Below are 17404 nucleotides of genomic sequence, written 5' to 3'. Positions count from 1 at the left end.
TAGAATCAATGGTTTACCACGGGTGCCAGCACCCATAACACCCATTTTCATCATCAAAATGTTGTCTTTTTGCCCTTGCAATCCAGCAGGGGCTATTGGCGTTTCTCAAGTTGGATTGCTAACGCCATCACATTTCACAATTAAAAAATGACACAAGAAAGAATCAACAATACATCGACTTGCCAATGCCAGAGTAAAGGTATATTAAGCGTAAAAGAAGCATGTTCATTCATGGATATAAGCAAGTCTTACTTATATAAGCTAACCCATCATAAACTATTACCTTTTTTTTGTCCGAACGGGAAAAAGATATATTTCAAAAAAGATGACTTAACTGCTTGGATGCTTAAAAATCACCAATTTTCGAAAGATGAAATTAAGATGCAAGCCTCAGACATTATAAAAAAAGCAAAGTCAAGATCTCAATAATACCACTGTAAAAAACTTTGCACAAACACTGACTATTTATTTAGGCAAGTTTCTCAATCCATTTGTCAGTAACAAATACATTCAAAAATAGATGACTAAGTACTTAGTCGATTTTAGAATAAAAAGTAATTGAAAATCACTTATTTATGAAAGTAAAGGCTCTTTGAGTATTGCCCTTGCTATAAATATGTTCGCTAATAATAGCAACAATATAATGAAAATAATATTTGATATGGAAAATGTAAAAGCAATAAATGTAAAAATTGATATAGACGACGTTATCAACCATCAAACTATAATAACAGGAATTACTACTGATATAGGAATTACTTATTTTGACATACCCACGTTTTGTACAAATTTTAAAATAAGTGACAAAACGGTAAGACGAAGATTAGAGGTGGTGAAAAAAAACACTGACAGTTGGAGATATTTTATTACACCAGATTACAAGCATAAAATTTATGTGTCAAGTGGATTAGCAAGTGTAAAATATACTACGAAAACAAAATCAGTAAAAGAAGAGTACATACAGTTTCTGAAGGCTTATTCTTGGCGATTAAAAGGCACACTAAGCCCTGAATTTTGCCACACGGCAGAGTCGTCACGAAAATCAATTGAAGCCCTATTTAGTGCCATTAAAAAGCATTTTGTTAAAAGCCAAATTATTATGTGGTATGTGACTGAGAAAAACCCAAACCAAATGGGATATCACTGCCATTTTGTTTTAGGATCACCAGATCTCAACTACGAAGCGTTAAGTACTTGGCTAAGAAATTACTTCGGCAGTACTAACGGTTTATTCAAAGCTAACAGACGACACACCAATACAAAATTTGAATGCTTTGATTATCAAGATCACATCAAATTGTTCAATTGGATCGATTACATAATTAAGCAAATGCAACTTCACCCAGATTCTTATGGCTGGTGCGATAATATTATGTAACAGTTCTTAAAGACAATAGGAGTTTGCAATAAAAGTCAGACATTCCTATTGCATTTGCATTTGATTATTGTCTTTAGTAAAACATGAATTTTTTGTACTTGCTTATCCGTTTCAATTTTATTATTTTGCTCATATTCCTTCTTCTCATTATCATTCATGCTTGTATTGGCAAAGAGATATGAATATGCTACTAAAAGCCTCCATTTTCCTAAAGCCAATATGTGTATGCTTGGACTACGTTTGTCATAGCCATACACCATCCTTGTCTCTAAGATATCATCATACGGTATTACTAATTGCTCAGGTTGATCATAATTGTATGTATTGGCGTTTTGAAAGATACCCGTTATGCTTTTTTCATCACAGACACGCCTTCTATTACTTTGGCTTAGTATATCATTTAATTCACTGATTTTACTTGAGCATTCCTTTTCTTGTTTTATTTTATTATTCTCAACTTCTTGTTTAGAGGCAGCCTCTTGTTGAGCTTTCAGTGAATCCTTGTCCGCTTGCAACTTTGCTAACGAATCACTTACTTGTTTTACGATTTCTTCTTTCGTTTGCGTTGGTTCTTGGATAGAATTACACCCAAAAGATAAAAGCAAAAACACTGCTATGATAATCTTACCCATGTTGCCACCATTTTTTTATTTGTGTGTAGAAGATGTAAATTAAAACTGAGAATATACCAAATGAGCCGACTCCCATCAACACTGTATTATTTTGATTTATAGCAACCAAACCTATAATGACGAAAATCATCAACACAACCCAACCCATAACTTGCATTTTCTTAACCTCTTTGGAAGTTTTTTCTATAGTCACTTGGCTTAGCCTAATCGGCACACCACAATTGGGACACACTTTAGCCTGATTAGAAATTTGCCGTCCGCATTCAGAACATGAAATTAAAGCCATAGGATTATTTGTAATAAAAGGAGAAATTCTATCAATTGATAATTTGATTATTAAAAAAGCAATTTGTTGTTTACAGGGCCAAAATAAATCTAAAACATACGTTCAGCATAGCATATATAGTACTAATTAAGTACCTTTAGAGTTCTAAGATAGAACTAATGATAACTGTAAAGAAAATCGGTGAAAGTGTTAAAAATGTTAGGGAAAAACGTAATTATTCGCAAGAATACGTTGCTTCAAAATTGGGGATTTCTCAGAAAGCATTTTCAAAAATAGAAACTGGTGAAACTAAATTATCTGTTGATAATTTAATGAAGTTAGCGGAGATACTGGATACAACCGTAAATGAACTACTGGATAGCGTTGGTAATGCGACCTATAATAACATAGGCACACATCACGGAGAGGGCATAGTAATCCATAAAACAAATTCAGATAAAATCGGTGAACTTTACGAAAAGATGCTGAAATCAAAAGATGACGAAATTTACAGGTTAAAAGAACAGAACGAAATGTTTCTTAAAACCATCGAAAAATTGACTAATAAGTAACCGAATTAGCATAAAAATACCGAGATCAAATATTAATCAAAATGAAACAAAAGCACTGATAGGTGCGTGTTTACAGAGATTTGGAGATATTTTTTTTGTAGTAAACATCTAAATTAGTTAGTTTAACATCCATTAGGCTACGTGATAGTCCCCTTAGAATAGAATTTACATGCCTTAACCTAAGTATCCTACTCCTCCCCTACCCCGAGTACGTGAGCATAGGGGGTATAGACCCGTTGATGAAAAAGCGAGAAAATATTTTTTAAAAAAAAAATCATGTATAATATCTAACCCTTTCACAAACTCACATATTTTTTTTAAAATTTAATGAGCCTCTCATTATTATTTATTCGCACCTTTAGGAAAAGCATGCTTTTTTATCTTCGTTACAGTATTTGCATGAACTTTAGCTGCGCTTGCAGCATCTTTAGCACTCAATCCTAATTTAAGTAGATCAATGACTTTTTTATTTTGAGGCTTATTTAGAAATGCATGTACATCTTCAACATTGCCAGCTTTACGCCCTTTATACAAACCTTTGAGTTTTGCTATTCTGATACCTTCTTTTTGACGTTCCTTTATTTGGGTTCGCTCCATTTCTCCAACAATACCAAGAATAGATATAATGAGTTTACTAATAGGGTTTTCTTTTCCACTTTCATCTAAGGTTTTTAAACCTTGATTGATAAAATAGATTGTTATCCCTCGTTCATTAAAATAGTAAATAGTATTCAATACGTCTCGTAAATCCCTTCCCAATCTATCTATTTCCCAAACAGATAAAGAAGTTAATATCCCTTCGTTTAGATACTTTAAAATTTCCTTACCACCCTCCCTTTCAAAAAAAGGTATAGCACCGCTGCATTTGTCCTCAACAACAAGTCTAAAATCTTTTGCATTTACTCTTTGTCTGTCGGTATTCTGATCAATAGTAGAAATTCTGGTGTAAAGTACCTTCATAAAAATCCTATTTTTTAGGTGGTATATGCCACACCCCAAAAATAAGAATAATTAATCAATTTAACTACATTTACCACAAAAAATGAGGAAAAAAAATTCACATCTGAAGGTACACCCTTAAAATAGGAGGAGAATGATAATAAATAATTTGATTTAAACAAGGGTAGTTTTCACGTTTTTTCATATCATTAATATCATTACATTGCACCAATTTATAACTTATGAGTCTATTCACCGAGAGTTCGCTAAGAACAAGAGCACAAACACAGCTGAGAACAACAAATTATGGAGGTCTTTACGAGAGTGTCCAAACAAGGGCTAAAACATTTGTTTCTGGATTGATAACAGAGCAGAGACAATTTTCCGCAACCCAAAAAACATATGACATATTTCTTTCCCATAGCTCAACAGATGCAGAATTGGTTATGGGACTTAAACTGACGATAGAAGACATCGGTTACTCCGTCTATATAGATTGGATAGAAGATCCGTTATTAAACAGAAGTCAGGTTACTAAAGAAACAGCATTGGTATTACAGGAACGAATGAAACAATGCAAGTCTCTTATTTATGCTTTTTCGGAAAATGCTACTAATTCAAAATGGATGCCTTGGGAACTTGGTTATTTTGATGGTCTTAAAGGTACTGTAGCGGTTCTGCCCATTTCAGAATCTACAAAATGGAATTTTATTGGCAGCGAATATTTAGGCATCTATAATTACATACAGATAGATAAAATATCAGGAACAGAAACGGTCACGTTATGGGTGTACGAGAAAAGTGACAAATACATCATATTCCGAGAATGGCTAACTGGCAGAAAACCAATGCAGCGTTAACCTTTCCGACAATTTGGAAATATTTCATCTAATTAAATAATTTAATTGTAGCAAATATGAACTTTAGTAGAGAAGTTGAAGCATTTATAAAAGAATTTGTAAATGATCTAACTGAAAAGAATGCAGCAATATTTGCAGGAGCGGGCATGTCACGAGGAGCGGGATATGTTGATTGGGCAGAATTACTTAATGATATAGCTGAAGAAATTGGATTGAAAATTAAAATTGAAAACGATTTAATTTCTTTGGCTCAGTACCATTTTAACGAGCGAGGTGGTAGCGCTGGATTAATAAAGAAAATATTGCGAGAATTTTCAGAGGAGGTTGAACCAACAGAAACACATAAAATATTGGCTCGCCTTCCGATCTCCACATATTGGACTACAAACTATGACACTTTAATAGAAGATTCTTTAAAACAAGCATTCAAGGTTGTAGATGTAAAGCACGAAATAGATCAACTAACGAGTACCAGGCCCAAAAGAGATGTGGTTGTCTATAAAATGCATGGTGATGTACATCATTCTTCAAAAGCGATTATAACCAAAGCCCAATATGAAACATATTATGCAACGCATGCACCGTTTGTGACAGCATTAAGTGGTGACCTTGTATCTAAAACCTTTCTTTTTATCGGCTTTAGTTTCACTGATCCTAATTTGGATTACGTTTTAAGTAGGTTGAACTACCAATTTGGAGCAATAAAAAAGCAACACTATTGCTTTATAAAAAATGAAAGCAAAAACCCAGATGATGACGATGAATTGTTTAAATACAAGGAAAGGAAACAAAAACTTAGGATTGATGACTTAAAACGTTACGGGATTAAAGCATTACTAATCGATGACTATCAAGATGTAAGTGAGATATTGAAAGAAATTGAAAGGCGGTTTAGAAAGAAAACGATTTTTATATCTGGTAGTGCTGAAGAATACGGAAAGTGGAATAGAAACGATGCTCAATCATTTATACATTCATTAAGCAAAAAACTTGTGAATAATAATTACAGGGTGGTTAACGGATTTGGTTGGGGTGTTGGGAGTGCAATTATCAATGGTGCATTGGAAGCAGTTTATGAAAAACCAGAAAAATATTCAGAGGATCAACTTATTGTTAAACCGTTCCCTCAATTTGAAACTGGTGAAAAAAAGTTAGCTGATCTATGGGAAGAATATAGGCAACGAATGATTTCCTTGGCAGGAGTTGCGATTTTTATTTTTGGTAATAAATCCGATGGCAAAGGAAATATCATTTCTGCTAATGGTGTCAAGCGAGAATTTGAAATTGCAATTCAACAAGGGTTAATACCAATTCCAATTCCTTCAACAGGATATGTTAGTAGCGAAATTTACAATGACATTATAAATGGCGCTCATGAGTACTATAAAGGAGTTGAATCAATAATTCCCATAATAAAACATTTAGGTGCAGAACATATAACCCCAGAGGAAATAATAAAAAATATAATATCAATAATCCAGACAATAAATAAATAAATAAATAAATAAATAAATAAATAAATAAATAAATAAACAAGCTATGGCAAGAAAAACATTTTTTAGTTTCCATTATGGGAACGACGTATGGAGGGCAAACATTGTACGCAATAGTTGGGTTACTCAAGATCGTCAGGCAGCGGGCTTTGTTGATGCTGCGGATTTTGAAGAAGTAAAGAAAGGAGGTGACGCTGCGATAAAAAAGTGGATTAGAGAACAACTAAATGGCACTTCTGTAACTATAGTGCTAATTGGCTCGGAAACAAATACACGAGACTATATCAAATACGAATTACAGCAGAGTTACGAAAAAGGTAATGGGCTATTAGGCATTTATATTCATCAAGTCAAGGATAAAGATGGTAAAACATCAATTAAAGGATCTAATCAGTTTGGGGTAATAGGAAAAGATTCCGCTGGTAAAGATGTTTACTTTAGTACCGATTACCCTTGCTATGATTGGATAAATGATAATGGTTACGCTAATCTTGGATCATGGATAGAAGCGGCTGCAAAAAAAGCTGGAAGGTAATATGGCAAGATATACTTTCTTTAGTTTTGACTATGAAGACGTGAAAAACTTCAAAGTAAATGTGGTTCGCAAGAGCTGGCTGATAAATCACGACACAGATACTTTTATTGACGGGTCTATATGGGAAAAAGAGAAAAGTAAAGGAGCTGCGGTAATAAAAAACCTAATTAACGAAGGATTGAAACAAACTTCTGTTACCGCAGTTCTTATCGGGGACGAAACCGCAAGCCGAAGATGGGTTAAGTATGAAATATAAAGAGTTTCGAACGTGGAAACGGCATATTAGCAATACATATAAATAGAATTAGAGGGACACATCAAGTAATTTCGGCACGAGGTCTTAACCCGCTTGAACGACTAAAATTCCACATTACAGATGATGGTAAGAAGATACAGTTTTTTGAGTTAGTAGGAGGTAAATGGCGTTCTTTTACCGATTTGCCAGAGATTAACAACAAAAAGTCAAATACGCTTTATTTTGAAGACGGTTGGTTCTCCAATGATTTTGGAGAAAGCTACTTATTTTCAGATTTTTTCGAAACATATTGTTGGAAAAACGATGAAGGACATGGAAATTTTTCATCTTGGATAGAAGATGCCGCTGAGCAGGCAGGCAGATGATTTATCGAAAAATATATTGATAAATCGATTATGATTATTTAACATATTGCAGTTATCTTTTTAAAACAGTAAAAAGTAATAAGATTTACTTACTATTACCACATTGTTCATACTATTAATTCGTTCATCATGGGATCAACCATATCTCTTATCGCAGATATTTGCGGCATTTTAGGTTTTGCAATCAGCCTATTCACAGTAAATAAAGTTTACAAAATAACAAAAGAAATAAAGGAAAATAATAAGGTTACAGTTTCTGGTAATACCAAAGTAGGCGGGGATTTCATTGGACGAGATAAAAAATAGTAGCGAATGATTGACGAAAATATAATTACAGTTAATGACACCTCCATTGGTGGAAAATTTACTGGCAGAGACGATAGATCATTTAATATTAATACATTAAACGTCCGTAGCGAATATCTGCAAGAGTTGTACGAAAAATTCCAAAAAGAGAAAGAAAACAATCCTGAATTGGTTGAGTTATGTGACGAACTTGATTATTACAATTCTCGATTAGATGGTGATGTATTGGGATTAGATGAAAAATTAACAGCTGGAAATAGAGAAAAAATTATATTTTATGCAAAAAGCGTTAAAGAAAAATTCCATAAGAAATTAGTAACAACTTCACAATACTCATATATCGCACAGGATATAAATATATGGTTACTGGCAAAAGTTAAGAGGGGTTTTATGATGGAGATATATACATTGATATGCAATGATGAACCAGAAGAAAAAATTAATTACATAATTACGGAAAGAATAATAAATCCTGTAAAAGCTGAATTAGGCATAAATCTTTTTAAATATGATGAGGAAGATATAATGGGTATGATTTTCTTTCTGACGGGCAATTGCCACTTAAAATGGAATTAATATGTTAGTTTACCACCCTGCTTTTGACATCTATAACTGTGTGTTTAGAATGCTACAGTTACTAACCCACATGAAACAAAGTGAAGTTGAACTTGACAGGTTACGTATATGGGATTTCTACTCAACATTTCCTAATGAGGCAAGAAAAATAAGTTATCCGAATTCCTTGTCAGAATTAAAAACCATATTTAAAAAGAAACCAGAAAATCCATATGAGGATTTAATCGATCCTAAACGAATAATTGAGAGGATGAAGCCATATCAGATGTCAGCATTAAAGTGTTTGATTTCTTATGGTTTGATCGACAGTAAATTGTTCGGAAAAAATATCATACGAAGAACACAAAAAGAGATTCCCATTGAACTGTTAGATAGGTTCAATGATTTAACTGTGGAGAAGGAGAATATAATTAAATTAATTGTCGGATTTAATGAGTTGCCGCTATATGGCAAAGCTGGACTGAAATTTAGAACAGGTCTAATAGAATATAAATATGATCAACGATAAACCCACGCTTTTTTTAAAGAGATTAGTTGTAAAAAAACACAACAATGATATAGCCTATGACGAGGAGTTTCATAATGGAGTAAATATAATCCGAGGGAAAAATAGTTCGGGAAAATCCACCATTGCTAACTTTATTTTTTACGTTTTAGGTGGAGATTATAATAATTGGACAACCGAAGCTTTAAAATGCAGGGAGGTTATTGCCGAGGTTAAAATAAATGGGGCTGTTGTTACTATAAAAAGAAATATTGCAGAAGGGGGATTGCAACCAATGAGTATTTTTTGGAACAGCTATGAAGAATCAAAAAAAGACAGCTTTAATTGGCAAACGTACCCATATAAACAAACTGCAAACCAGATTAGCTTTACAAATGTTCTTTTTAGGGCGTTATCTTTTCCCGAAGTAAAAGGTATAAATGATACGAATATAACTATGCACCAAATCCTTCGACTTCTCTACGTCGACCAGGATACACCAACACAAAGCTTATTTAGATACGAAAGATTTGATTTACCGCTAACACGAGAAGCAATATCTGAAATTCTATTAGGAGTGTATGATGACACGCTTTACAACCAAAGATTAAGATATAAACTCGCAATTAAAGATGTAGAAGAAAAGAGAAGGGAATTTGAAAATCTAAATAAGGTATTTGGTCAGACTGGTAATGCATCTACAATCGAAGGCGTACAAAAAGAAATAGAAAGTGCAAAAAAGGAACTGCTTACAGTTGAAAATTCTATTATTGATTTAAGAACTCAAATAATTTTAAAAACAACAAAAAGAACAGAACTAAATTCTGAAAAAATTCAGTCAGAATTAACGCAGTTAAAAAATAGAATCAGACTGCTGCAAACTCATATTAATCAATATAATTTTGAAATATCTGATTCTAATCAGTTCGTTTCAACACTCGAAAAAAGAATTACTGAATTAAACAATTCATTGTTAACCAGACAAATTTTGGGTGAGTTATCATTAACTCATTGTCCACAATGCTTGGATGTATTAGACTCCCAAATTGAGGGTCATTGCCCACTTTGTAAACAGCCATTAACAGAAGAGGAAGAAAAAGCTAATGCAAAGCGATTATTGCAGGAAATGGAATTACAAGTAAAAGAATCCAAAAGTCTGTTAGAAGAAAAGCAAAGACGATTATTAGACTACTCTGGTGAGCTTCCTGAAATAACTGAAAAAGCGAGAAGCTTACAAAAGCAATTAGACCTGTCAATAGAGAACAATCAAACTACCAGAGACGAACGAATTGATAATTTACTCATAACTAAAGGTGGTATCGACAAGAAAATAGAGTACTTAACTCAGCAAATCAAGGCTGTGGAAATGATTGAATTATTAAAAAAAGAAATAGCGCAACTTACGCTTATTATCGAAAGTCTGCGATTAGAAATTTCACAAAAAGAAGAGCTTCAAAAGAACAACTTCTTCAGAGCATTAACCAAAATAAAAGAGGTCACACTTTATATCCTTAAAAATGATTTAGATAGGCAAGACGAATTTAGGACTGGGAAAAAGGTAGATGTCAATTTTCTTAAAGATACTTATTCATTGGATGACGGTAATAACTTTTCTGCGAGTTCTAAAATATATTTCAAAAACGCAATACTTTTTGCAATATTTTTTGCAAGTTTAGATTTAGACTTCTTTAGATATCCACGTTTTATTTTATGCGACAATATGGAGGATAAAGGCATGGAAAAAGCAAGAACCCAAAATTTTCAAAATTTGATAACATCTATGTCAGATAGTAAATCTGTCGAACATCAAATAATCTTCACAACGTCAGAAATTTCCGATGAATTAAATGACACTTCATACTGTGTAGGCCCTTATTATAATAGAGATAACAGAACACTTGCTGTATAAAAAATTCATCTGTTAATTAGGTAATAAATGAAATTAAGTTTCCTATTGTTTACCGAAGAATGTTGGGATATTGTTGGCAAATGTTACCAAATCCTTTGCTGTAGCTGTTGGAAACTTTCTGTATCGGAAAGTAAATTATTAATCCTGGCAATAATACCTGCAAAGAGCGTCGCCCATGACATATAAAATAAAGATCTTCATCGCCTTCTATCTTATCATGTCTTTAAGCAGCATAAGCAATAGCTATGGTCAAATTAACAGGGATGACACAGCTGTTTTACGAACCTTTTTAGAATCGCGACCAATCGTATACGTAGACACAGTTGATGGCTCAATAAATGATTTGACCTACAGATTAAATATTATGCTGGCTAAAGCGGCAATCACAGACATCAGAACAAACAACAGAAATAAACTAATATTAACGAAAACAGAAAAAGCATATCTACGCGCCAACGTAGGTAAAAAAACTGTTTGGGGTAAAGATCTATTCCCTGATGCCAAGTGTATCACATCCGACAGCATGAGGCCTTATCTACGTAATGAAATTATAACAGCGAGGGTAAAGATAGAAAAAGCCCTTGCGAACAAAGACACAGTAACATTAAGAGAGATTAGGGCCAACAGAGCCTATGTATTTTATTTCACAAAGCCCATTTATCTTAGGAACAAAACTCTATGTTTCATTACTTGTGTTGCACTTTGTGGCCCTGAGTGCGGACACAGCCAAACATGTTTCTTAAAAAAAGAAAATAATGAATGGCATACGTTGGTGGTGGTTTCCGCCGGTGAATTCTAAAATCCCTGACCAATTCATTCTTTGCCGAAGATGCCAACATAATTTCCCACGCTGAGCAGTCTCCCGACTTCGCTCAGCCGGTAGGGAATTTCCCGAAGATTCACTAAAACAGACAAGTATAAAAATACGCCCACGCTGAGCGAAGTCTCCCGACTTCGCTCGACCGGTAGGGAATCTCCCGATTCCCGAAAACAAACAACCATATTATCACGCCCCACTCCTACCAACTCGCCAGTCAAAAGATATCCACATTTTGTTAATGTTCTTTTCCATCTTACAATCCCATTGTAAATTGCACCCGACCTCCAACATTCACTTTATGTTGATCATAGGGCATCATGTTGTTCCTTTCTCTTGAAAACTATTTGCTCAAACTAGCAACAACTGGCGGAAAAGTGCAGAAAAACTGCGGAAAACTGCGGAAACTGGCGGTTTTTAAAAACAGCTGAAACACCCTACCACAAAGACATTGGTAGGAAACGAATCAAAAAAAACTGCCGGAAACGCAAAAAATCCACCAATGGCGGAAAACCATACAACAACACCAGACAGCCCATAAAAAAATCTAATCCAATACATTAATTCATAGCCCACAAAACCGCTCTCGGCTCTTTCGCTCCTCGCCCTCATTTCATCGGGCACGATCGGGCATAACCTAAAACCACAAACACTTGAAAAACAACAACTTACACCAATACCATGCCCGATTAGAATTTCATTTCCATCGGGCATCACTCAAAATATATTAAACGACATAAGCAAGAAGCGTTGGCTGAGCTTGCGAAGAGCGGTCTAGCCAACCACAACAACACGCAGCCTGGCTCCTTTTGCGTGCGGAGCAGTTCGCAAAAGTGCCGTTTTCTTTGTTTCTTTCTTTGCGGCAGCACAAAGAAAGAAAATAAGTGGTTGGATACATCAACTCAATACAACCACTCATCGGGCACGATCGGGCATACCCCAAAATCACAACCACATGAAAAACAACACCTTACACCTACCCCGTGCCCGATTAAAAATTCATTTCCATCGGGCACTGTGTTTTTCTCCCATTCGCCGTTATTGTGTCTTATTCACTCGCATAATAATGAATCTATTTTTTGATATTCAAACTACTCAATAACTGATAGTGCATAGAAAAATAATAGCTTTGCCTACAAATACTCCGCAGTGCAGAACATATTATTGGTTGACGATGAAGAGAAACTCAGAGCATTACTTAAGCGTATAATATCACTGGAAGGGTATAAAGTTGTTGATGCCGCTACCATTACAAGCGCAAGGCATTTACTGGAAACGCAAAGTATAGATATCGTTCTTTGCGATGTGAAGCTGCCTGATGGCAATGGCGTAGATTTCTCTCTGGAGGTAAAAACTAAATATCCACAAATAGAGATCATACTACTTACAGCTTATGGTAATATACCTGATGGCGTACAGGCTATCAAAAATGGCGCGTTCGATTATCTTGTTAAAGGAAATGATAACGACAAGATCATTCCCCTACTCAGCAGGGCATCTGAAAAGGTAGCGCTCCAGACCAAAGTAAATCGACTCGAAAAGCAACTGGGCGTACAATTTAGTTTTGATATTATTATTGGTACAAGCGCGGCAGTACAAAATGCTATTCAATTGGCGAGGAAGGTAGCACCAACGGAGGCTGCTGTGCTTTTAACCGGCGAGACAGGAACGGGTAAGGAAGTATTTGCTCAGGCAATTCACTACAACAGTCCAAGAGCCCAACAACCATTTGTAGCACTGAATTGCAGTGCCTTTAGCAAAGATCTGTTAGAAAGTGAACTTTTTGGCCATAAGGCAGGTGCATTTACAGGGGCTAATAAGGACAAGAAAGGATTGATAGAAGAAGCTAAGGGAGGCACTCTTTTTCTTGATGAAATAGGAGAAATGCCTATAGATCTGCAACCCAAGATACTGCGCCTGCTGGAAAATGGCACTTATATACGTGTAGGTGATACCAAAGAACAGAAGGCTAACCTGCGCATCATATCTGCTACCAACAGAAATATGGAGCAAGAGATAGATAAAGGTCACTTTAGAAGCGACCTATATTATAGAATTGCTGTATTTACGATAGATCTTCCCTCACTAAGGGAAAGGAGAAAGGATATTCCACTGCTCGCAAATCATTTTCTGAATGTTTATGGCGATAAAACCAATAAAAAAATAAGATCTATTTCTAAAGAGGCTATTCATGCGCTCACAGAAAATGAATGGAAGGGCAATGTAAGGGAATTAAAGAATGTAATGGAGCGTGCTGTTATTATGGAAGATAGTGAGGCACTTACGCTAAACAGTTTGCCATTTGATATACAGCAGGGTCATTCAGCAGATCAAAATCTACCGGTTTTTCATTTGTCTTCTGTAGAGCGCTGCCACATTCTTAAAATGCTGCAATATACCAATGGCAACAAAACCGAAGCCGCAAGATTAATGAACATTGGTGTGGCCACACTTTACAGAAAATTGGAAGAATACGGCATCAAGTAAATACCTATCAAATTGATAGAGGCATTATCAATTTGATAGGGATTCCCTCTATTTTCTGAAATGTTTAATTTAATGCAACATCAATGCTGATAAGCCTTCCGATATTTTGCTTGCCTGAACATAGTGATTTGGTATGCTTTTAGCCACCTCATAGTCAAAATGACTTGAAATGATCAATCAGCTTGAAATACCAATGTTTATAGAAGAAGCTCTTCCGGAAATGCCCCGTGAATTATTGACCAGTAAACAAAATACTGCTTATGACCTATTGGGGTCATTAACAACATTTACCTGCAAGAACATCAACGACCATAACTATAGATCTGTAAAGCGCGCTTTTCAGATAGCAGATAAATTATACGCGAAAGGCAATGGCGTGGTAAAGAACGCGGTTGAAAATGTGTTTGTCTATTCCTTTACAAGGATGTTTAATACATACCCCAACGAAAAGAAGGAATTACTGGCGATCCTCCCCATTACACTCTATACCATTTATATGGCGCAGGTTTGCCATAAAGGATGTTGAAAGGTAGTATATCAATTTGATAATAAACCCTCTCATAATGAGAGGGTTTATTGTTTACACTGGGTATGCCATAAATTATCGTAAACGCTGAATGCCTTTACAGTAAAGCATTTCATCCATTTTGCTTCACGTATTTGATGACAGGCACACAAATTGACTTTGTTACTGCAAATGGAACGAAAGATGAAAAGGTCATTTAAAACACGTAAGCTGATCTGCTTCGGGTTAAGGTCACTTAGGTTCATGGGGGTTACAGTCGGTCTCATGCTCATTTCCGGTTTTCTTTTGGGATTGCTTTTGAAAACATGAATGAAATAGTTAATTAATCAGGTTGATCATGACCTGGCGACCACCAAAATTGAATACTTTTTTACTAACGGTTAAAATAAATAAAATGAAAAAATCACTTGTTATTGCTGTACTGGTTATAATAGGCACATTGATCGCCCACCATGTAAATGCGAAGAATCAGATTGGAGTGTACCTGACAGCGCAGGACTATAAAGAAAAGAAATTGTCATATGCCGGTGGGTCTAAAATTCGCCTGAATAACTCGGTCCTTGAATTGCCCTATATAACAGTTATTGACAGCAATAAGACAATTAAATTGAAAAAATCAGAGGTGTTTGGCTACGCTGAAGCAGATAGTAAAGATTTCAGATTTTATAACAATACACAATACCGCATACTGGAAGCAGGACCGATCACCATTTATGTTCAATCGGAACATGTAGCACAAAGCAAGGGCTATAAAGTAAAGCAGAATTACTATTTCAGTACCACAGTAAGTGGCAAACTTATGCCACTTACGCTCAACAATATCAGGCAGGCATACCATGCCAATACCCAATTTATTGAACAGGTCGACCAGTATTTCAGTAATGGCGATGTTACGGTCTTCGACTCGGTTCATAACATGTATAAACTTAACTACGTCTTTGCTAAGGCGCAGAATAAGTGAATTGAAAACTCTACAAAAATAAACAAAAATGGTAACGACCATATTGATCATAGGCACATTGCTTTCCTTTTGGCTGCTTTTTAAAGCCATTGACTGGTTTGAAAAAATATAGCCCTTTTTACACAGCCTGATAAAAACTTAAAGTAACTCGTATGGCAGCTTTATTTGTAATAGCCCTGTTAACCTTCGGTTACATGGTCTATGTGCTCATCCACCCGGAGAAATTCTGACAAATACTCTTGAATAAAATTAAATAGATCTACATGAATCCTCAGATTTTGGGAGTTGTTGTGATGTTTGTCGCAACACTATTATTAGCTGTCCCGTTGGGAAAATATATTGCAAAGGTTTATAGCGGCCAAAAAGTATGGACCGATCTGGTCTTTGGCCGGGCAGAACGATTGTTATTCAAAACATCACGCATTGACACTACCCGCGAAATGACCTGGAAGCAAAGTTTGACTGCCCTGCTTACATTAAATGTCATTTGGTTTTTGTGGGCAATGTTCTGCCTGCTCAATCAGGCATGGCTACCAATGAATCCCGACCATAATCCTGGCATGACACCAGACCTGGCATGGAACACGGCTATATCATTTCTGGTCAATTGCAATTTGCAGGACTATAGTGGCGAAACCGGCGTGTCTTACTTCTCGCAGGTCTTTGCGCTTATGTTCCTTCAGTTCGTATCGGCCGCTACAGGTCTTGCCGCAGCTGCCGTAGTATTCAACGCACTTAAGGACAGAACTACTACGCAGCTCGGCAATTTCTACAATTACTTCCTGAAAAGCTGCACACGTATACTGTTGCCACTTTGCTTGTTGATCGCAACAATTCACCTTTTTGAAGGTACACCTATGACCTTTAAAGGAATGGATACTGTTACATCATTGCAGGGAGATACTATGCATGTGAGCCGTGGCCCGGTAGCTGCTTTTGTGGCCATAAAGCATGTGGGGACCAATGGTGGTGGCTTTTTCGGAGCTAATTCTGCTCATCCATTTGAAAATCCTACCTACCTATCCAACATTGTGCAGATGATCGCACAGATACTTTTGCCATTTGCTATGGTCTTCGCCTTCGGCTTCTATGCCAATAAGAAAAGGTTGGCCTGGGTTTTCTGGGGTGTAATGACCACGGGCTTTCTTATACTCGTTGTGCCGACTATTATAGCAGAAGTACACGGCAACCCATATATAGCTCAGATGGGTATAGCGCAGCCTGGCGGTAACATGGAAGGTAAAGAGATACGTTTCGGTGCCGTAGCCTCAGCATTCTGGAGTATAGCCACTACTGTAATATCTACAGGATCTGTAAATGCAATGCATGACAGCTTTATGCCGGTGTCGGGAATGAATATGCTACTTGGAATGATGATCAATTCATTTTACGGTGGCGTAGGCGTAGGCTTTCTTAACTTTTTCATCTATGTAATACTCGCAGTGTTTATTGGTGGATTAATGGTAGGCCGTACTCCCGAATTTGGAGGTAAGAAGATAGAGGCAAAAGAAATGAAAATTGCCATGATCATAGCCCTGTTTCATCCGTTCCTGATATTAGCGGGTACAGCCGTGGCCAGTTACTTAGCCGCACACGATGCCAATATGGGATGGTGGTTTGCCGATGCCGCCGGAAAACATAATGCCTCAGGGTGGTTAAATAATCCTTCACATCATGGCTTTAGCGAGATGCTTTATCAATACACATCCAGCTCGGCAAATAATGGCAGCGGATTTGAAGGGCTGACAGACAATAATCCTTTCTGGAACATCAGCACAGGTATTGTTTTGCTCTTTTCAAGATTCCTGCCAATTATAGGGCCGGTTGCCATAGCAGGGTTGATAGCACAGAAGAAATTTATACCAACAAGCAGCGGCACTCTAAAAACTGATACCGGAACATTTGGACTATTGGTATTTGCCGTAAAAATAATAATTGCCGCGCTTGCATTCTTCCCCGCTCTTGCTTTAGGTCCTATCGCAGAATGGATGAAAATGCACTAAGCCGAATCAAAAAAAGATGTTTAAAAAATATTAATCCAAA

The 17404-nt window shown here is 36.0% G+C and carries 21 protein-coding genes; 18 read left to right on the top strand and 3 right to left on the bottom strand.

Annotated features, from left to right (window positions below):
• Positions 1–147: 147 nt before the first annotated feature.
• Together CJD36_RS23925 and CJD36_RS02525 are read left to right on the top strand one after the other, a co-directional pair.
• Complete coding sequence (locus CJD36_RS23925; RefSeq protein ID WP_105037522.1) at positions 148–429, top strand: helix-turn-helix domain-containing protein; 282 nt, start codon at positions 148–150, stop codon at positions 427–429.
• A 232-nt stretch (positions 430–661) separates the two neighbouring features.
• Positions 662–1378 (top strand): hypothetical protein, encoded by a 717-nt coding sequence (locus CJD36_RS02525; protein ID WP_133162460.1) that lies wholly within the window; start codon positions 662–664, stop codon positions 1376–1378.
• Between the two features lie 35 nt (positions 1379–1413).
• Here CJD36_RS02525 and CJD36_RS02520 read toward each other — a convergent pair whose 3' ends face one another.
• Together CJD36_RS02520 and CJD36_RS02515 are read right to left on the bottom strand one after the other, a co-directional pair.
• Positions 1414–2010 carry a hypothetical protein gene (locus CJD36_RS02520; protein WP_105037520.1) on the bottom strand — a complete coding sequence of 199 codons (597 nt, stop codon included), beginning with the start codon at positions 2008–2010 and terminating at the stop codon, positions 1414–1416.
• Positions 2003–2296 carry a zinc ribbon domain-containing protein gene (locus tag CJD36_RS02515; protein ID WP_105037519.1) on the bottom strand — a complete coding sequence of 98 codons (294 nt, stop codon included), beginning with the start codon at positions 2294–2296 and terminating at the stop codon, positions 2003–2005. Before CJD36_RS02515 ends, CJD36_RS02520 begins: the two co-directional genes overlap by 8 nt.
• Before the next feature lie 158 nt (positions 2297–2454).
• On the opposite strand from CJD36_RS02515, the gene CJD36_RS02510 reads away from it, so the two are divergent.
• The gene (locus tag CJD36_RS02510; RefSeq protein ID WP_105037518.1) at positions 2455–2847 is read left to right on the top strand and encodes a helix-turn-helix domain-containing protein; all 393 of its coding nucleotides are present in this window, start codon (positions 2455–2457) and stop codon (positions 2845–2847) included.
• A gap of 342 nt (positions 2848–3189) precedes the next feature.
• Here CJD36_RS02510 and CJD36_RS02505 read toward each other — a convergent pair whose 3' ends face one another.
• Positions 3190–3807, bottom strand: coding sequence for a recombinase family protein (locus CJD36_RS02505; RefSeq protein WP_105037517.1), 618 nt, complete (start codon positions 3805–3807; stop codon positions 3190–3192).
• Between the two features lie 221 nt (positions 3808–4028).
• On the opposite strand from CJD36_RS02505, the gene CJD36_RS02500 reads away from it, so the two are divergent.
• The 15 genes from CJD36_RS02500 to kdpA all read left to right on the top strand — a co-directional run bounded on the left by CJD36_RS02500 (position 4029) and on the right by kdpA (position 17364).
• Entirely contained in the window at positions 4029–4646 is a 618-nt protein-coding gene (locus CJD36_RS02500) for a TIR domain-containing protein (protein ID WP_105037516.1), read from the top strand.
• 56 nt (positions 4647–4702) lie between these two features.
• Positions 4703–6142 carry an SIR2 family protein gene (locus CJD36_RS02495; RefSeq protein ID WP_105037515.1) on the top strand — a complete coding sequence of 480 codons (1440 nt, stop codon included), beginning with the start codon at positions 4703–4705 and terminating at the stop codon, positions 6140–6142.
• Positions 6143–6185: 43 nt separating this feature from the next.
• A complete protein-coding gene (locus tag CJD36_RS02490; protein WP_105037514.1) occupies positions 6186–6674 on the top strand; it encodes a TIR domain-containing protein in 489 nt (162 codons plus the stop codon).
• 1 nt (position 6675) lies between these two features.
• Entirely contained in the window at positions 6676–6930 is a 255-nt protein-coding gene (locus CJD36_RS02485; RefSeq protein WP_105037513.1) for a TIR domain-containing protein, read from the top strand.
• Positions 6931–7112: 182 nt separating this feature from the next.
• Positions 7113–7295 (top strand): hypothetical protein, encoded by a 183-nt coding sequence (locus tag CJD36_RS02480; RefSeq protein ID WP_105037512.1) that lies wholly within the window; start codon positions 7113–7115, stop codon positions 7293–7295.
• Between the two features lie 129 nt (positions 7296–7424).
• Entirely contained in the window at positions 7425–7601 is a 177-nt protein-coding gene (locus tag CJD36_RS23120) for a hypothetical protein (protein WP_161499179.1), read from the top strand.
• A gap of 6 nt (positions 7602–7607) precedes the next feature.
• Entirely contained in the window at positions 7608–8177 is a 570-nt protein-coding gene (locus CJD36_RS02475; protein WP_105037511.1) for an ABC-three component system protein, read from the top strand.
• Position 8178: 1 nt separating this feature from the next.
• On the top strand, positions 8179–8685 hold the full coding sequence (locus tag CJD36_RS02470) for an ABC-three component system middle component 5 (RefSeq protein WP_105037510.1): 507 nt from the start codon (positions 8179–8181) through the stop codon (positions 8683–8685).
• A complete protein-coding gene (locus CJD36_RS02465) occupies positions 8672–10570 on the top strand; it encodes an AAA family ATPase (RefSeq protein WP_105037509.1) in 1899 nt (632 codons plus the stop codon). Before CJD36_RS02470 ends, CJD36_RS02465 begins: the two co-directional genes overlap by 14 nt.
• A gap of 175 nt (positions 10571–10745) precedes the next feature.
• Positions 10746–11369, top strand: coding sequence for a hypothetical protein (locus tag CJD36_RS02460; RefSeq protein WP_105037508.1), 624 nt, complete (start codon positions 10746–10748; stop codon positions 11367–11369).
• Between the two features lie 1167 nt (positions 11370–12536).
• Positions 12537–13874: a sigma-54-dependent transcriptional regulator gene (locus CJD36_RS02450; RefSeq protein ID WP_105037506.1), complete on the top strand. Its 1338-nt coding sequence runs from the start codon at positions 12537–12539 to the stop codon at positions 13872–13874.
• Positions 13875–14043: 169 nt separating this feature from the next.
• Positions 14044–14400, top strand: coding sequence for a DUF7674 family protein (locus CJD36_RS02445; RefSeq protein WP_105037505.1), 357 nt, complete (start codon positions 14044–14046; stop codon positions 14398–14400).
• A 394-nt stretch (positions 14401–14794) separates the two neighbouring features.
• On the top strand, positions 14795–15361 hold the full coding sequence (locus CJD36_RS02440; protein ID WP_105037504.1) for a hypothetical protein: 567 nt from the start codon (positions 14795–14797) through the stop codon (positions 15359–15361).
• A 152-nt stretch (positions 15362–15513) separates the two neighbouring features.
• Positions 15514–15591 (top strand): potassium-transporting ATPase subunit F, encoded by a 78-nt coding sequence (locus tag CJD36_RS23920; RefSeq protein ID WP_105038044.1) that lies wholly within the window; start codon positions 15514–15516, stop codon positions 15589–15591.
• A 33-nt stretch (positions 15592–15624) separates the two neighbouring features.
• Positions 15625–17364 (top strand): potassium-transporting ATPase subunit KdpA, encoded by a 1740-nt coding sequence (gene kdpA / locus CJD36_RS02430; RefSeq protein WP_105037503.1) that lies wholly within the window; start codon positions 15625–15627, stop codon positions 17362–17364.
• Positions 17365–17404: the final 40 nt, after the last annotated feature.

This window comes from Flavipsychrobacter stenotrophus (assembly GCF_002954265.1).
Lineage (GTDB): Bacteria > Bacteroidota > Bacteroidia > Chitinophagales > Chitinophagaceae > Flavipsychrobacter > Flavipsychrobacter stenotrophus.
This window is presented reverse-complemented; position numbering and strand designations above follow the sequence as displayed.

Bases quoted from the DNA above. Each gene is read 5' to 3' on its own strand.
- CJD36_RS23920 (WP_105038044.1), top strand. From the start codon at position 15,514: ATGGCAGCTTTATTTGTAATAGCCCTGTTAACCTTCGGTTACATGGTC.
- CJD36_RS02500 (WP_105037516.1), top strand. From the start codon at position 4,029: ATGAGTCTATTCACCGAGAGTTCGCTAAGAACAAGAGCACAAACACAG.
- CJD36_RS02490 (WP_105037514.1), top strand. From the start codon at position 6,186: ATGGCAAGAAAAACATTTTTTAGTTTCCATTATGGGAACGACGTATGG.
- CJD36_RS23120 (WP_161499179.1), top strand. From the start codon at position 7,425: ATGGGATCAACCATATCTCTTATCGCAGATATTTGCGGCATTTTAGGT.
- CJD36_RS02520 (WP_105037520.1), bottom strand. From the start codon at position 2,010: ATGGGTAAGATTATCATAGCAGTGTTTTTGCTTTTATCTTTTGGGTGT.
- CJD36_RS23925 (WP_105037522.1), top strand. From the start codon at position 148: ATGACACAAGAAAGAATCAACAATACATCGACTTGCCAATGCCAGAGT.
- CJD36_RS02465 (WP_105037509.1), top strand. From the start codon at position 8,672: ATGATCAACGATAAACCCACGCTTTTTTTAAAGAGATTAGTTGTAAAA.
- CJD36_RS02470 (WP_105037510.1), top strand. From the start codon at position 8,179: ATGTTAGTTTACCACCCTGCTTTTGACATCTATAACTGTGTGTTTAGA.
- CJD36_RS02460 (WP_105037508.1), top strand. From the start codon at position 10,746: ATGACATATAAAATAAAGATCTTCATCGCCTTCTATCTTATCATGTCT.
- CJD36_RS02475 (WP_105037511.1), top strand. From the start codon at position 7,608: ATGATTGACGAAAATATAATTACAGTTAATGACACCTCCATTGGTGGA.
- CJD36_RS02440 (WP_105037504.1), top strand. From the start codon at position 14,795: ATGAAAAAATCACTTGTTATTGCTGTACTGGTTATAATAGGCACATTG.
- CJD36_RS02495 (WP_105037515.1), top strand. From the start codon at position 4,703: ATGAACTTTAGTAGAGAAGTTGAAGCATTTATAAAAGAATTTGTAAAT.
- CJD36_RS02485 (WP_105037513.1), top strand. From the start codon at position 6,676: ATGGCAAGATATACTTTCTTTAGTTTTGACTATGAAGACGTGAAAAAC.
- CJD36_RS02510 (WP_105037518.1), top strand. From the start codon at position 2,455: ATGATAACTGTAAAGAAAATCGGTGAAAGTGTTAAAAATGTTAGGGAA.
- kdpA (WP_105037503.1), top strand. From the start codon at position 15,625: ATGAATCCTCAGATTTTGGGAGTTGTTGTGATGTTTGTCGCAACACTA.
- CJD36_RS02445 (WP_105037505.1), top strand. From the start codon at position 14,044: ATGATCAATCAGCTTGAAATACCAATGTTTATAGAAGAAGCTCTTCCG.
- CJD36_RS02525 (WP_133162460.1), top strand. From the start codon at position 662: ATGGAAAATGTAAAAGCAATAAATGTAAAAATTGATATAGACGACGTT.
- CJD36_RS02505 (WP_105037517.1), bottom strand. From the start codon at position 3,807: ATGAAGGTACTTTACACCAGAATTTCTACTATTGATCAGAATACCGAC.
- CJD36_RS02515 (WP_105037519.1), bottom strand. From the start codon at position 2,296: ATGGCTTTAATTTCATGTTCTGAATGCGGACGGCAAATTTCTAATCAG.